The 14,843-nt window shown below is 62.6% G+C and carries 10 protein-coding genes; 2 read left to right on the top strand and 8 right to left on the bottom strand.

Annotation, left to right across the window (positions count from 1 at the left end):
* Window positions 1–44 precede the first annotated feature (44 nt).
* Genes J3D60_RS23850 through glnE form a run of 8 tightly spaced genes read right to left on the bottom strand, consistent with a single transcriptional unit; the run spans window position 45 to window position 10,003 of the window.
* A complete protein-coding gene (locus J3D60_RS23850) occupies window positions 45–1,502 on the bottom strand; it encodes a lipopolysaccharide kinase InaA family protein (RefSeq protein WP_253493034.1) in 1,458 nt (485 codons plus the stop codon).
* Window positions 1,502–2,254 carry a lipopolysaccharide kinase InaA family protein gene (locus J3D60_RS23845; protein WP_027604951.1) on the bottom strand — a complete coding sequence of 251 codons (753 nt, stop codon included), beginning with the start codon at window positions 2,252–2,254 and terminating at the stop codon, window positions 1,502–1,504. The genes J3D60_RS23850 and J3D60_RS23845 overlap by 1 nt, the downstream gene beginning before the upstream one ends.
* Window positions 2,251–2,985, bottom strand: coding sequence for a lipopolysaccharide kinase InaA family protein (locus J3D60_RS23840; protein ID WP_027604952.1), 735 nt, complete (start codon window positions 2,983–2,985; stop codon window positions 2,251–2,253). Before J3D60_RS23840 ends, J3D60_RS23845 begins: the two co-directional genes overlap by 4 nt.
* Window positions 2,985–3,791, bottom strand: coding sequence for a lipopolysaccharide core heptose(I) kinase RfaP (gene rfaP, locus J3D60_RS23835; RefSeq protein ID WP_065940831.1), 807 nt, complete (start codon window positions 3,789–3,791; stop codon window positions 2,985–2,987). The genes J3D60_RS23840 and rfaP overlap by 1 nt, the downstream gene beginning before the upstream one ends.
* Entirely contained in the window at window positions 3,788–4,912 is a 1,125-nt protein-coding gene (locus J3D60_RS23830; RefSeq protein ID WP_253493033.1) for a glycosyltransferase family 4 protein, read from the bottom strand. The genes rfaP and J3D60_RS23830 overlap by 4 nt, the downstream gene beginning before the upstream one ends.
* Window positions 4,912–5,973: a lipopolysaccharide heptosyltransferase I gene (gene waaC, locus J3D60_RS23825; protein ID WP_027604955.1), complete on the bottom strand. Its 1,062-nt coding sequence runs from the start codon at window positions 5,971–5,973 to the stop codon at window positions 4,912–4,914. Before waaC ends, J3D60_RS23830 begins: the two co-directional genes overlap by 1 nt.
* Window position 5,974: 1 nt before the next feature.
* Window positions 5,975–7,009, bottom strand: coding sequence for a lipopolysaccharide heptosyltransferase II (gene waaF, locus J3D60_RS23820; RefSeq protein WP_027604956.1), 1,035 nt, complete (start codon window positions 7,007–7,009; stop codon window positions 5,975–5,977).
* A 54-nt stretch (window positions 7,010–7,063) separates the two neighbouring features.
* Window positions 7,064–10,003, bottom strand: a complete 2,940-nt coding sequence (gene glnE / locus J3D60_RS23815) for a bifunctional [glutamate--ammonia ligase]-adenylyl-L-tyrosine phosphorylase/[glutamate--ammonia-ligase] adenylyltransferase (RefSeq protein ID WP_253493032.1) — start codon at window positions 10,001–10,003, stop codon at window positions 7,064–7,066.
* A gap of 383 nt (window positions 10,004–10,386) precedes the next feature.
* Between glnE and aceE the strand changes: the two genes are divergently transcribed.
* On the top strand, window positions 10,387–13,032 hold the full coding sequence (gene aceE / locus J3D60_RS23810; protein ID WP_065940828.1) for a pyruvate dehydrogenase (acetyl-transferring), homodimeric type: 2,646 nt from the start codon (window positions 10,387–10,389) through the stop codon (window positions 13,030–13,032).
* An 11-nt stretch (window positions 13,033–13,043) separates the two neighbouring features.
* Window positions 13,044–14,693, top strand: coding sequence for a dihydrolipoyllysine-residue acetyltransferase (gene aceF / locus J3D60_RS23805; RefSeq protein ID WP_065940827.1), 1,650 nt, complete (start codon window positions 13,044–13,046; stop codon window positions 14,691–14,693).
* Window positions 14,694–14,843: the final 150 nt, after the last annotated feature.

The following is a 14,843-nucleotide window of genomic DNA, read 5'->3' as shown; positions in this document are numbered from 1 at the left end:
TCTTCTGGGTTGCCCCTCTACGTTCATATTGCCCTCAAGCTCTGCTACAGAGGGCCACCAGTCTGGACCCCTTTCGGCAAACGCTGATCAATCAGCTGATACAACGCACTACTCTCAGGCCAGTTCCGCATAAACCGCGCACGGTCCCTGGCATACGCCGGGGCGAAGCTGGCGGCAGAGCTGTGTTGGCGCATCGCGTCGAGGTCGATCAGCGACCAGCGATCCTTATCCCAGAACAGGTTATGGCCCTTGAAGTCGCCATGGCTGATGCGCTCGCGAATCAGCTCGGCGAACAACTGGTCCAGCGCCAGCAGTTCGTTTTCCGGCGCGTCACCCTGTTCGATATAGGGCGCGAAACGCTCGATGATGTCCGGGCCCGGCAGGTATTCGGTGACCAGGTAAGCGCGGCTGCGCAGCCAGAAAAAGCGCTTTTCCAGGACGGCCAATGGCTTGGGCGTGGCGATGCCAAGGAAGGCCAGGCGATTGCCTTCGCGCCAGGAATGCCAGGCGCGGCTCGGGCGCCAGAAGCGCTTGAGCCAATGGGCAACGCCCTTGATGTTGTAGCGCTTGATCACCAATGGCCGGCCGGCCACATCGACCTTGGCCACGCTGGCCGCACCACCGGTCTTGTACAGGTGGCCCTGGTCGAGCAACGCATCCGCCTGCGCCAGCACCGGCAGCATCGCCGGCTCTTCCTCGCGACGGATCGCGCGCAAGGCAAAGGCGCCACGCACCACGCTGAACAGCGTGCAGTCGCGGCCCACTTTGTTCAACAAGTCCTTCAAACGCCAGGCGCTGACCTTGCGCACCTGTTTTTCCAGGGCTTGCAGGGGCAAGGCGTGCTCGCCGTTGCTCAGCAGGTAGTACACCAGCAGTTCTTCGGTAAACGGTTGGAGGTTTTTCGGCAACTGGGCGAAAAACACCCCGAGATTTTCCAGCACGCGGTCGCGCGACAGGGGCTTGCCCGCCTCTTCAACACGAATGCCGGCGCCATCGATCAAGTACAGCTTGCCGTCCCGGCGCAGCAGGTTGTCCAAGTGCAGGTCGTCCTGCCACAGGCCCTTGGCATGCATCTGGCCGATCGCACCCAGGGCCTCGGCCAGCACGGCGGTTTGCTCGTCGGCCAGTGGCGGTAGCGCTTCAACGGCGTGCCAGGCATCGGCCAGGCTCTCGGCACCTTCGATAAACTCGAACAGCAGCCAGCCGCCCTCGCCGTCCTGCAAGCCATCGGCGAGCAACAGCGGGGTGGTCAGGCCTTGCTCGGCCAGCAGGCGTACGCCGCTGAGTTCACGCTGGAAATGCCGCGCGGCCTTGCCGCCCACCAATAACTTGGCCAACACCGGACGCCCGCGCCATACCGCCGCGCCCACGTAACGCTCGCCCGGCAACACCCGCAACAGGCTCAGCAGTTGCAGTTGGCCAGGGCCGGCGGCATCCGCGAGATCGACAGTGAGGGGCAGGCTTGGCGTGCGACCGGCGCTTTTCAACTCGGACAGGCGCATCAGCGGTTCTCCTTGTGGCTACGCCGCTTCGTCAGGCGTTGCAGCCAGGTGGTGACGAGGGCGCTGCCTTCGGGCTGATCGAGGTAAGCCGCCAGCAATTGACGCACCTGTGCGTCCGACCACTGCGGTGCCCGGCGCAACAACGGCTCCAGGTCCTTGACCCGGTCACGCCAGCCGAACAGCAGCGGGCGGGTTTTCTCCAGGTCGATCAACTGCGCGGCGTAGCCGTCCCCGGTGGCCTGCAGGAAAATATGCTTGGGGTAGAAACAGCCATGCACCTGGCCGACGCTGTGCAACCGGCGCGCCAGTTGACCGCAGGCCAGCAGGATCGCGCGGTGCTGGGCATCGCTGAGTTGCGCCCATTGCTCCAGCAATGAATCCAGGTCATTCCAGCCGTCCAGGGCACGGGTCAGCAGCATCGCGCGGTGCTCACCGGCGACTTTGCGCTCGCCATAGAACGCCGCCTGCAGCGCCGGGATCCCGAGCTTGCGGTAACGGCTGATGTTGCGGAACTCGCGGGAGAAACTGGGCTCGCCCAATGGCCGGTGCAAGCTGCGCGTGAGGTAGTTGCTCTGGCGCTTGAGGTAATAGCCGTGGCCGTCGAGTTCCAGGCGAAACACACTGCTCCAGCCGCCACGGCTGGTGTTCGGCTCGTCCACCGCGTCCAGTTGCCGGGCCCACAGGGCGTCGAATGTCGCGAGGCCGTGGCGCTCCAGCAGGGCGCGATCTTCAGCCGCCAGGAAATCACTCATTCACGTCCCTCGAAAAACTTCACTACGTGGCGAATCCGCCGTTTGTCCGACTCACTCAGGTGCCGACACCCACGGTACTGCATGTAGAAGCGCAGGCGTTGAGTGGCCGACAAGTGATACTTGGCCACCTTGTCCAGGCAGGCCAGGTCCTTGGTGATGCGGTACTTGAGCCAGAAACCGCGCCAGAAATCACCGTTGGGGCAATCGATCAGGTACAGGGTGGCCTGATCGTCGATCAGCAGATTGCGCCACTTCAAGTCGTTATGGGTAAAGCGATGATCGTGCATGGTGCGCGTGTATTCGGCGAGCTGGCGGCTGACCGCGTTGACCCACTTGGGGTCGCGCAGGCGCGCATCTTTACGTTCGGCCAGGACCGAGAGGTCTTCGGTCCTCGGCAACTCGCGGGTGATCATTGCGCCACGATCATAGGCCAGGCCGCTGCGCTCCAGGCCCCAGGCGACCACATCGGCGGTGGGAATGCCCCACTTGGCGAAGCGCTTGAGGTTCTGCCATTCGGACTTGACCCGCGGCTTGCCCAGGTAGCGCCGCAGGCCCTTGCCGGCGCCGGTGTAGCGTTTGACGTAGTAGTTGACCCCGCCACGCTCCACCCGGATCACTTCCGACAGCGGGTCGCGGGTCAGCCGCTCGCCTTGCAGGGCAAACACCGCTTCGAGGCTTCCAAAATCATCCGCCAGGGCGGCGTAGGCAGGCTCCAGGTTCCACCCCGCCATCAGATCGCATCCCCATAACGTTGCTTGCGCGCGTAGAGCTTGTCAGCCTTGCGCTGCATCAGGCTCAGGGACGCCGATTGCTCGGCCAGGATCTGACGCAGCGGCTGGCGGAAGTAGCCCTTGAGGAAGCGCAATTTATCGCGCCGGGTCAGGCCGATGTCCAACGCCGAGTAATACAGCGCGGAGAGGTCCTTGTCGCGCCAGCGCAGCGGCAGATGGGCGCGCATTTGCGCCCGGTGCAGGTCGATCACCGAGAGCTTGATGTTGCGTGGGTCGATCGGCCTGGACGTGTCCAGCAGGAAATGGCACAGGTAGCAGTCGCGGTGATTCACGCCGCCCCGGTGCATGTCGCCGACCATGCGCGCCAGTTCGGCCGTGAGCGCATGGCGCAGTGCAGGTGTGGGCGGTTCGGCAACCCAGTTGACGGTCAGGTCTTCAAGGCTGATGGTCGGCGCCAGCTCTTCGGTGATGATGAACGAGTGCTGGTCCGCCGGGTTGCTGCCTTTTTCGCCGAAGGCCACGCCGGTCATGGTCGGTACGCCGATCGCCTGCAAGCGGTGAATGGCATCCCATTCCAGGCCGGCCCCGAGCACCGGCAGCTTGGCGGTGATCAAGTTCTTGAAGATTTCCGCCCAGCCGATGCCGCGGTGGATTTTGACGAAATACGGGCGGCCATCCACCTCGGTGCGCAGCGTGCGACGCGCCGCCAGTTCACGGAATACCTGGCCTTGCAGTTTTTCGACTTCGGCGAAGGCATCACGCCCGGCCCATAACGTCTTGAACGGTTCGGCAAGAATCAACTTCATCGTTTTGGCTCCGCCAGAATCACATCCGCAGCGTGCTGCGGCATGCTGTAGAGGTCGGCCGTCTCGGCGAAGGCCAACCCATTGCGGCCCCAGGCCGCGCGCTGTGCAGAATCGGTCAACATCTGCGCCAGGTACTGGTTCAACTGAGCCTGTTCAAACGGCTCGTCCAGCACCAGGCCGCTGTCGGCTTCGGCGATGTAATGGGCATAACCACACACCGCCGAGACCAGCACCGGCAACCCGGCCACCAGGGCTTCGAGCAACACGGTGCCGGTGTTTTCGTTGTACGCCGGGTGGATCAACAGGTCGGCACCCAGCAGGAAGCGCGGAATATCGCTGCGCCCCTTGAGGAACTGCACGTTATCGCCCAGCCCGAGGGTGGCGCTTTGCAGTTGGAATACCTTGGGGTCGTCCTGGCCGATTACAAACAGGCGCGTGCGTTTTTTCAGCTCAGCCGGCAATGCGGCCAGCGCTTTCAGGCTGCGGTCGACGCCCTTGGTCTTGAAGCCGGAACCGATCTGCACCAGCAACAGGTCGTCAGCGCCCAGGTTGAACTCCTTGCGGAAGCCTTCACGAATCTCGGCCGCATTCGGCGGCGCGCGGCGATCCTGGGCAATGCCCGGTGGCAACAGGTGAAAGCGCTCCAGCGGCGTGTCGTAATGCTTGATGAACAGCGGCTGCTGCACTTCGGAAATCATCAAGACTTCGGTCTTGGCGTCCTTGGCAAACACCGCGCGCTCGTACTCGGCAAAGTGGCGATAGCGGCCAAAACTGCGGTACAGCGAATGGCGCAGGTTTTGTGCCTTGTCTTCGAAGCAGCCGTCGGCGGCGTAGTACACGTCCAGGCCAGGCATCTTGTTGAAGCCGATCAGGCGGTCCACCGGGCGCTTGGCCAGGTCGGCCTGCATCCAGGCGCTGAGTTTCTCGTTGCGCCGATGGTTGAAGAATGCCTTGACCGGCGCCACCAGCACTTCGAAGCCGGGCGGAATGTCGCCCTCCCAGATCAGCGTGTAGACACGAATCTGATGGCCGCGCTGCTGGCACTCCAGGGCGATGCGCATGAAATCGCGCTGCAGGCCGCCGAAGGGGAAATATTTGTACAGAACAAAAGCCAGTTGCATCAGTGCAGCTCCTCAGCCAGTAACAACGTGCTCAGCCGGGTTGCCACACGCTCAGGGTTCAGGCGCGTGAAACACAGGGGCGACTCGCGCTTGATGTCGAACCGACGCAGGTCGTCGGCCGTCGGTTGATAGGTACATTGTTTTTGCAGGCACGGCGCACAGGCAAAGTCGCTGGCCAGGTGAATCTGGCCCTTGCCATAGGCGCCGGTCAGGCCGGGGTTGGTGGGGCCGAACAGGGAAATGGTCGGCACATCCAGCGCCGCCGCCAAATGCCCCAGCCCGGTGTCCACCGCCACGCAGGCGCGGGCGCCGGCCAGTACCCGGGCCACGCCGGCCAGGTTCAGCTTGGGCAGCACTTCGGCGTTGTTCAGGCCTTGGGCCAGGCGCTCAGCCCGGGCCTTTTCGGCGGCGTTGCCCCAGGGCAACTTCACGTCCACGCCGAGGCGGCCCATGCGTTCAGCCAACTCGCGCCAGTAGGCTTCGGGCCAATGCTTGGTGTCCCAGGTGGTGCCGTGCAGCAGCAGGACGAAGGGCTTTTTCGGCGGCAGGCCGAGCAGTTTTTCGGTGCTGAGGCCGTAGTCACCCAAGCCTTTGGGCAAGTCATAGCCGAGGGCCACGGCGAACAGTTGACGCAAACGCTCCACCGCATGCTGCCCACGGGCCACGGCCAGGCGCCGCGAGTAGAAGCGCGCCGCAATCGGCTCACGGGCCGAGTGTTTATCGAAACCAGCCACCGGAGCCCGCACGTAGCGGGTCAGCCACGCGCTTTTGAACAGGCCCTGGGCATCGATCACCAGATCGTACTTGGTCGACTGGACTTGCTGCTTGAAGCGCCGCCACTCGCCGCTCTTGAAGGTTTGCCAGAGGTTCTTGCGCCAGCGGCGGATCGCCACCGGGATCACCTTGTCCACCGCCGGATGCCAGGTGGGGATTTCAGCAAAGCCTTCTTCCACCACCCAGTCGAAGCGAATGCCGGGGATCGCCCGTGCCGCGTCGGTCAGTGCCGGCAAGGCGTGGATCACGTCGCCCAGGGATGAGGTCTTGATTACCAGTACCCGCAACTCAGTGAACCTCGACCACGTCGCCCTGCAATCGCTGCAAGGCATCGGTTACCGGCTGCGGCAGCAATTGGCGCAGGCAGTTGTAATGGCCGAAGCGGCAGGTGCGATCAAAGCACGGGCTGCACTCCAGCCCCAGGCGCACCACTTCGACCTGGTCGGCCAGCGGCGGGGTAAAGCCCGGCGAGGTGGAGCCGTACACCGCCACCAACGGGCGGTTCAGCGCAGCGGCCACATGCATCAGGCCGGAGTCGTTGGACACCACAGCGTCCGCACAGGACAGCAAGTCGATGGCCTCGGCCAGGGACGTGTCGCCACTGAGGTTGACGGCCTCTTCGCGCAGGCCCGGGATCAGGCGCTGGCGAATGTCTTCACCCACCGAGTGATCGTTTTTCGAACCGAACAACCACACCTGCCAACCTTCGCGAATCTTCATCTCGGCGACTTTGGCGTAGTGGTCCGACGGCCAGCGCTTGGACTCGCCAAACTCCGCACCAGGGCACAGGGCCAACACCGGACGATCCAGGGCCAGGCCGAACTTGGCCAGTGCCGCATCGCGGGTCACCGGGTCGATCTGCAGGCTGGGGCGCGGGTACGGCTTGGGCAGCTCGGCGCCCGGCGCATAGGCCAGGGCCATGAAGCGTTCGATCATCAGCGGGTAGCGCGCCTTGTCCAGGGTGCGCACGTCGTTGAGCAGGACGTAGCGAAACTCACCGCGCCAGCCGGTGCGCTTGGGAATGCCGGCAAAATACGGCACCAGCGCCGACTTGAGCGAGTTGGGCAACAGGATCGCCTGGTCGTACTGGCCCGCCAGGGATTTGCCGATGCGACGGCGGGTCGCCAATTCCAGGGCACCGTGGCCGAGCGGAAAGCTCAAGGCCTTGCGCACTTCGGGCATGCGCTCGAGGATCGGCCGGCTCCACTCGGGGGCAAGCACGTCGATCTGGCAGTCCGGGTAGCGCATACGCAGGCTCTGGAACAGAGTCTGCGCCATCACCATGTCACCGACCCAACTGGGCCCAACGATCAGAATATTCATGTAGTTTCCACAAACGATGCGGGGAGGCTTATGCCTCCCCGCCCTAATAGTGTTTCAACCCAACCCCAGCGCCTGCCAGATTCGCATCACCTGGCGCCGTTCGTCAGCGAACTGATCACCGGGTACCGTACCGGCCTCGTTCTGCAAGGCCTGGCGATGCGCGGCGGAACGGTAGGCCTTATACACCTCGCGCAGCAGATGGGCATCGGCGGCGGGCATCAAGCCCACCTGCTCGAGGCCTTCCAGAATGCGGATATTGTCGGTATAGCGCAGCAACGAAGGATGTTGCGCAGACCACGCCAAAGCCGCGTATTGCACCATAAATTCAATATCGACGATACCTCCGGCGTCCTGCTTGAGGTCGAACAGCACCGTGGCGTCGAAGGCATTGGCGCCGGTGCCGGCCGCCGTGGCCTTGGTACCCAGGTTGTCACGCATCTTGGCGCGCATCTCGCTGACCTCCTGGCGCAACTTCGCCAAGTCGCGCTCACGCCCCAGCACTTTAGCCCGTACCTGCTCGAATGCCTGGCCCACATCCTGGCTGCCCACCAGCACCCGCGCGCGGATCAGGGCCTGATGTTCCCAGGTCCATGCTTCATTTTGTTGATAGCGGTCAAACGCCCCGAGGGAACTGACCAGCAACCCGGATGCGCCGGATGGTCGCAGGCGCATGTCGACTTCATACAACTGGCCGGAGTTGGTCTGGGTGGTCAGCAGGTGAATGATCCGCTGGCCCAGGCGCGTGAAGAACTGCGCGCCGTCGATCGGCTTGGCACCGTCGGTCTCGGCCTGCGGGTCGCCATCGTGGATAAACACCAGGTCCAGGTCCGAACCATGCCCCAGTTCGATGCCGCCGACTTTCCCATAACCGACAATGATGAACCCAGGATCGCACAAGGTACCGTCCAAGCGCTGCGGCGAGCCGTGGCGCGCGACCGTCTGGCGCCAGGCCAGGGCCAGCACTTGTTCGAGGATGGCTTCGGCGAGCCAGGTCAGGTAGTCGCTGACTTTCATCAACGGCAGGCTGCCAGCGATTTCCGACGCGGCCACGCGCAGGCGGTGGGCCAGCTTGAAGTGCCGCAGGGCTTCCATCTGCTGCTCCAGGTCATCCTCGGGGATGCGCGTGAGGCGTTCGCGCAACTCGGCGGCGAGTTCCGGCGCCAGCGGTGGCTTGAACAGGCGGCCTTCGTTGAGCAATTCATCCAGCAGCAGCGGGAAGCGCGTGATCTGCTCGGCGATCCATGGACTGGCGGCGCACAGGGTCAGCAGGCGGCGCAGGGCGTCGGGGTTTTCCGTCAGCAGCACCAGATAGGCGGAACGCCGGGCGACGGCCTCCACCAGCGGCAGTACACGCTCCAGCACCAGGTCCGGGTTGGCGTGCTCGACAGCCTGGGCCAGCAAGCGCGGGATAAAGGCATCCAGGCGTTCACGCCCCAGGCGCTGCATGGCCCGCAGTTGCGGGCTGTTGCGCAGGCTGGCCAAGGCTTTAAGGGCCTTGGTGGCGTCGGTGAAGCCGCCTTCAGCCAATTGACGGCAAGCGGCCTCTTCATCCTGGGACTCTTCCCACAGCGGCAGCCATTCTCCGCCCACGACCAACTCGCTTTCCGCGCCTTCTTCTTCATCAGGATCCGCAATCACCTGGCGGAAGTGCCAGTCCACACGGCCACGCCAATGCATCAGGCGCTCATGGAAGGTCGCCCAGTCGGCAAACCCGAGCATAAAGGCAATGCGCGCCTGGTCTTCAGGGCTGTCCGGCAGCATTTGGGTCTGGCGGTCGGCAATCGCCTGGATCGCATGTTCGGTGTAACGCAGGAATTCATAGCCATTGCGCAACTCGGCGATCACCGCCGGCGGCAGGTAGCCCTGGCCTTCCAAGGTGCCGAGCACCTTGAGCAGCGGCCGTTGCTGCAGGCTGAGGTCGCGGCCGCCATGGATCAGCTGGAACGCCTGGGCGATAAATTCCACTTCGCGGATGCCACCCGAGCCCAGCTTGATATTGTCGGCCATGCCTTTGCGCCGGACTTCCTGCTGGATCAGCTGCTTCATGGTGCGCAGCGCCTCGATGGCGGAAAAGTCCAGGTAACGGCGGTACACGAACGGCCGCAGCATATCGAGCAGTTGCGCACCGGCCACCTGGTCACCGGCGACCACACGCGCCTTGATCATGGCGTAGCGTTCCCAGTCGCGACCCTGGTCCTGGTAGTACTGCTCCAGCGCGTTGAAGCTGAGCACCAGGGCACCGGCCGAACCATAGGGGCGCAGGCGCATGTCGACACGGAACACAAAGCCGTCGACGGTCATCGGGTCGAGGGCCTTGATCAATTTTTGACCAAGGCGGATAAAGAATTCCTGGTTATCCAGGGAGCGCTTCACGCCCACGGTTTCGCCGCCCTCGGGGTAGGCGAAGATCAGGTCGATATCCGACGACAGGTTCAGCTCCACCGCACCGAGCTTGCCCATGCCGAGGATGACCATGTGCTGCGGTTCGCCGCTGCGCCGCCCGGTCGGCGTGCCGAATTGCACACAGTGGCGCTGGTACAGCCATTGGTAGGCCTGGTCGATACTGGCGTCGGCCATGTCGGAGAGGTCACGACAGGTTTGCACCAGGTCGGCCTGGCGGGTCAGGTCGCGCCAGATAATGCGCACTTGCTGACGGGTACGCTGGCGACGCAGTACGCGGCCCAGCTCATCTTCTGTTTCGGCCTGTTGCACGGCACCGGCAATCTGCCCGCACAGCTCGCCCGGCGCAAAGCCGCGGTCCAGCTCGCCCCAGGCCGCCAGTTCGAGCAACATCAAAGGGTCACGAACACTCTGTTCAATGACGAAATCACTGGCGGCGCACACCCGGGCGAAGTCGGCCCACCGTTGCGGCGTCCACGCAGAAAGGCCATGATCGTCCTCCAGCGCGGCCACGGCGTCACGAAATGACTGCTCGGCCCGCTGGGCTTTTGGCAACAGAATGGCCGGCAGTTCGGCCAGCGTTGGAAGGCTCATGGTCTATCCTTGGTCGGCGTGTAAATGGCCTGCTGCTGTGAAGGCAGGCACCGCACTCGATGAAGGACTGTCGAACAAAGGTGATAAATAGCTGAAAATATGTAATTTTTGGCAGGCAACATTAAACTTCTACCTTTTCTTGTTCGTAAAAGATCAACAATAACGATTATGCTCACCAGCCAGACCGAGCAATCCGCTCGGTCTTGTGTAGTTTTACTACTCGTATATACATTCGAAAGGCTGAAATGGCCGACGATTTGTAGTAAAACTACAGGACGCCGAAGCAACCTTCGGCCATCCAAGAATTTATGTCGTCTGCCCACAAGGCCAGTCGCAAACTTCAGGCAACCGATTCTGGTAGCCTTTCCGCCCTGGAGCAAGCCATGCAAGACCTCGATCCCGTCGAAACCCAGGAATGGCTGGACGCCCTGGAATCGGTTCTCGACAAAGAAGGCGAAGACCGTGCTCACTACCTGATGACCCGTATGGGCGAACTCGCGACCCGCAGCGGCTCGCAACTGCCCTACGCCATCACTACGCCATACCGCAACACCATCCCCGTTACCCACGAAGCACGCATGCCTGGCGACCTGTTCATGGAACGCCGCATTCGCTCGCTGGTACGTTGGAACGCCATGGCGATGGTAATGCGCACGAACTTGAAAGATTCTGACCTGGGCGGTCACATCTCCAGCTTCGCTTCCAGCGCAACCCTGTATGACATCGGCTTCAACTACTTCTTCCAGGCCCCGACCGAAGAACACGGCGGCGACCTGATCTACTTCCAGGGCCACACCTCGCCAGGCGTCTACGCCCGTGCGTTCATGGAAGGCCGCATCAGCGAAGAGCAAATGAACAACTTCCGCCAGGAAGTCGACGGTCAGGGCCTGTCGTCCTACCCGCACCCTTGGCTGATGCCTGATTTCTGGCAGTTCCCGACGGTATCCATGGGCCTTGGCCCGATCCAGGCGATCTACCAGGCACGTTTCATGAAGTACCTGGAAGCCCGTGGCTTCATCCCGGAAGGCAAGCAGAAAGTCTGGTGCTTCCTGGGCGACGGCGAGTGCGACGAGCCGGAATCCCTGGGCGCCATCTCCCTGGCCGGCCGCGAGAAGCTGGACAACCTGATCTTCGTCATCAACTGCAACCTGCAGCGCCTCGACGGCCCGGTTCGCGGCAACGGCAAGATCATCCAGGAACTCGAAGGCGTGTTCCGCGGTGCCCAGTGGAACGTGACCAAGGTCATCTGGGGCCGTTTCTGGGACCCACTGCTGGCCAAGGACGTCGACGGTATCCTGCAACGTCGCATGGACGAAGTCATCGACGGCGAGTACCAGAACTACAAGGCCAAAGACGGCGCGTTCGTACGTGAACATTTCTTCAACACGCCTGAACTCAAGGCGATGGTTGCCGACCTGTCCGACGACGAGATCTGGAAACTCAACCGTGGCGGCCACGACCCGTACAAGGTCTATGCTGCGTACCACGAAGCGGTCAACCACAAAGAACAACCGACCGTCATCCTGGCCAAGACCATCAAGGGTTATGGCACCGGTGCCGGCGAAGCGAAAAACACTGCGCACAACACCAAGAAGGTTGATGTTGAAAGCCTGAAGCTGTTCCGCGACCGCTTCGACATCCCGGTCAAGGACGAAGAGCTGGAGAACCTGCCGTTCTTCAAGCCGGAGGCGAACAGCGCCGAAGCCCGCTACCTGAGCGAGCGTCGTACCGCACTGGGCGGTTTCGTGCCACAGCGCCGCGCCAAGAGCTTCAACATCCCGACACCACCGCTGGATACCCTCAAGGCAATCCTGGACGGCTCGGGCGACCGTGAAATCTCCACCACCATGGCCTTCGTGCGGATCCTCGCGCAGCTGGTCAAGGACAAGGAAATCGGCTCGCGTATCGTGCCGATCATCCCGGACGAAGCCCGTACCTTCGGTATGGAAGGCATGTTCCGTCAGTTGGGCATCTACTCCTCCGTCGGCCAGCTCTACGAGCCAGTCGATAAAGACCAGGTGATGTTCTACAAGGAAGACAAGAAGGGCCAGATCCTCGAAGAAGGCATCAACGAAGCGGGCGCCATGAGCTCCTTCATCGCTGCCGGTACTTCGTACTCCAGCCACAACCAGCCGATGCTGCCGTTCTACATCTTCTACTCGATGTTCGGTTTCCAGCGTATCGGCGACCTGGCTTGGGCAGCGGGCGACAGCCGTACCCGTGGTTTCCTGATCGGCGGTACCGCCGGCCGTACCACACTGAACGGCGAAGGCCTGCAACACGAAGACGGTCACAGCCACATCCTGGCTGCCACCATCCCGAACTGCCGCACCTTTGATCCAACCTACGGCTATGAGCTGGCGGTGATCATCCAGGACGGCATGAAGAAGATGACCGAAGAGCAGCAGGACGTTTTCTACTACATCACCGTGATGAACGAGTCCTACCAGCAGCCAGCCATGCCGGCCGGCGTGGAAGAAGGCATCATCAAGGGCATGTACCTGCTCGAAGAAGACACCAAGGAAGCGGCGCACCACGTGCAGCTGATGGGCTCCGGCACCATCCTGCGTGAAGTCCGTGAAGCGGCGAAGATCCTGCGTGAAGAGTTCAACGTCGGTGCCGACGTCTGGAGCGTTACCAGCTTCAACGAACTGCGTCGCGACGGCCTGGCCGTAGAGCGCAACAACCGCCTGCACCCGGGCCAGAAGCCTGCGCAGAGCTATGTCGAAGAGTGCCTGGCCGGCCGTAAAGGTCCAGTCATTGCCTCTACCGACTACATGAAACTGTTTGCTGAACAAATTCGCCAGTGGGTCCCGTCCAAGGAATTCAAAGTCCTGGGCACCGACGGTTTCGGCCGCAGTGACAGCCGCAAGAAGCTGCGTCACTTCTTCGAAGTCGACCGTCACTTCGTGGTGTTGGCAGCCCTGGAAGCCTTGGCTGACCGCGGTGAGATCGAACCCAAGGTGGTAGCTGACGCTATCGTCAAGTTCGGGATCAACCCGGAAAAACGCAACCCACTGGACTGCTGAGGAGACTTTTTGTGAGCGAACTCATTCGCGTACCTGACATCGGCAGCGGTGAAGGTGAAGTAATCGAGCTGTTTGTAAAGGTCGGCGACACCGTCGAAGCCGACCAGAGCATCCTGACCCTGGAATCGGACAAGGCGAGCATGGAAATCCCTGCTCCCAAGGCCGGCGTGGTCAAGAGCCTGAAAGTGAAGCTGGGCGACCGCCTGAAAGAAGGCGACGAACTGCTGGAACTGGAAATCGAAGGTGCCGCTGATGCGGCCCCTGCGGCGGCTCCTGCTGCCGCTGCTGCTCCGGCACCTGCCGCGGAAAAACCTGCCGCTGCAGCCGAGGCTCCTGCAGCCCCGGCTGCCGCTCCGGCCGAAGCCACCGTCCAGGACATTCATGTTCCGGACATCGGCTCGTCGGGCAAGGCCAAGATCATCGAGCTGCTGGTCAAGGTCGGCGACACCGTCGAAGCCGACCAGTCGCTGATCACCCTGGAGTCCGACAAGGCCTCCATGGAAATCCCATCGCCGGCTGCCGGCGTGGTGGAAAGCATCGCGGTCAAGCTGGAAGACGAAGTCGGCACGGGCGACTTCATCCTCAAGCTGAAAGTACAGGGCGCTGCGCCTGCTGCTGCTCCAGCACCGGCTGCTGCTCCGGCGGCCAAGGCTGAAGCCGCTCCGGCCGCTGCCGCCCCTGCGCCTGCTGCAAAAGCCGAAGCCGCTCCGGCCCCTGCGGCTGCCGCACCGGCGCCAAGCGGTGCCAAGGTTCACGCAGGCCCGGCGGTTCGCCAACTGGCGCGTGAATTCGGCGTCGAGCTGAACGCTGTGTCGGCCACCGGCCCCCACGGTCGCGTGCTGAAGGAAGACGTGCAGGTCTACGTCAAAGCCATGATGCAGAAAGCCAAGGAAGCTCCGGCTGCCGGCACTGCTACTGGCGGCGCGGGCATTCCACCGATCCCGGTGGTGGACTTCAGCCGCTTCGGCGAGACCGAAGAAGTGCCGATGACCCGCCTGATGCAAATCGGCGCGTCGAGCCTGCACCGCAGCTGGCTGAACATTCCGCACGTGACCCAGTTCGACCAGGCCGACATTACCGACCTGGAAGCTTTCCGCGTTGCGCAGAAAGCCGTGGCCGAGAAGGCCGGCGTGAAACTGACCGTGCTGCCGCTGCTGCTCAAGGCCTGCGCGCACCTGCTCAAGGAGCTGCCGGACTTCAACAGTTCGCTGGCGCCAAGCGGCAAGGCGATCATCCGCAAGAAGTACGTGCACGTAGGCTTTGCCGTCGACACGCCGGATGGCCTGCTGGTACCGGTCATCAAGAACGTCGACCAGAAGAGCCTGCTGCAGCTTGCCGCCGAGGCTGCTGCACTGGCGGCCAAGGCCCGTGACAAAAAGCTGACTGCAGACGACATGCAAGGCGCGTGCTTCACCATCTCCAGCCTCGGTCACATTGGCGGTACAGGCTTCACGCCAATCGTCAACGCGCCGGAAGTGGCGATCCTGGGTGTTTCCAAGGCCACCATCCAGCCAGTCTGGGACGGTAAAGCATTCCAGCCCAAGCTGATGCTGCCACTGTCGCTGTCCTACGATCACCGTGTGATCAACGGCGCGGCCGCTGCACGCTTCACCCAGCGCCTGAGCCAGTTGCTGAACGACATCCGCACCATCCTGCTATAAGCCAAAGCGGCCTCCCTTTCATCGGGGAGGCCTGGTTGCACCGATTTCCGAGCGCCACGCTCGTACCTCAACCCCGTCAATTTGGCGGGGCTTTTTTTGCTTTTCTCTACAGACAGAACAGGGTTGTACACCTTCTGTCATCCTGACTGA

The sequence above is a fragment of the Pseudomonas sp. S3E17 genome, from assembly GCF_024168685.1.
GTDB classification, from domain to species: domain Bacteria; phylum Pseudomonadota; class Gammaproteobacteria; order Pseudomonadales; family Pseudomonadaceae; genus Aquipseudomonas; species Aquipseudomonas marginalis.
The sequence above is the reverse complement of the archived record's forward strand: the minus strand, read 5'-3'. Positions and strand labels throughout refer to the sequence as shown.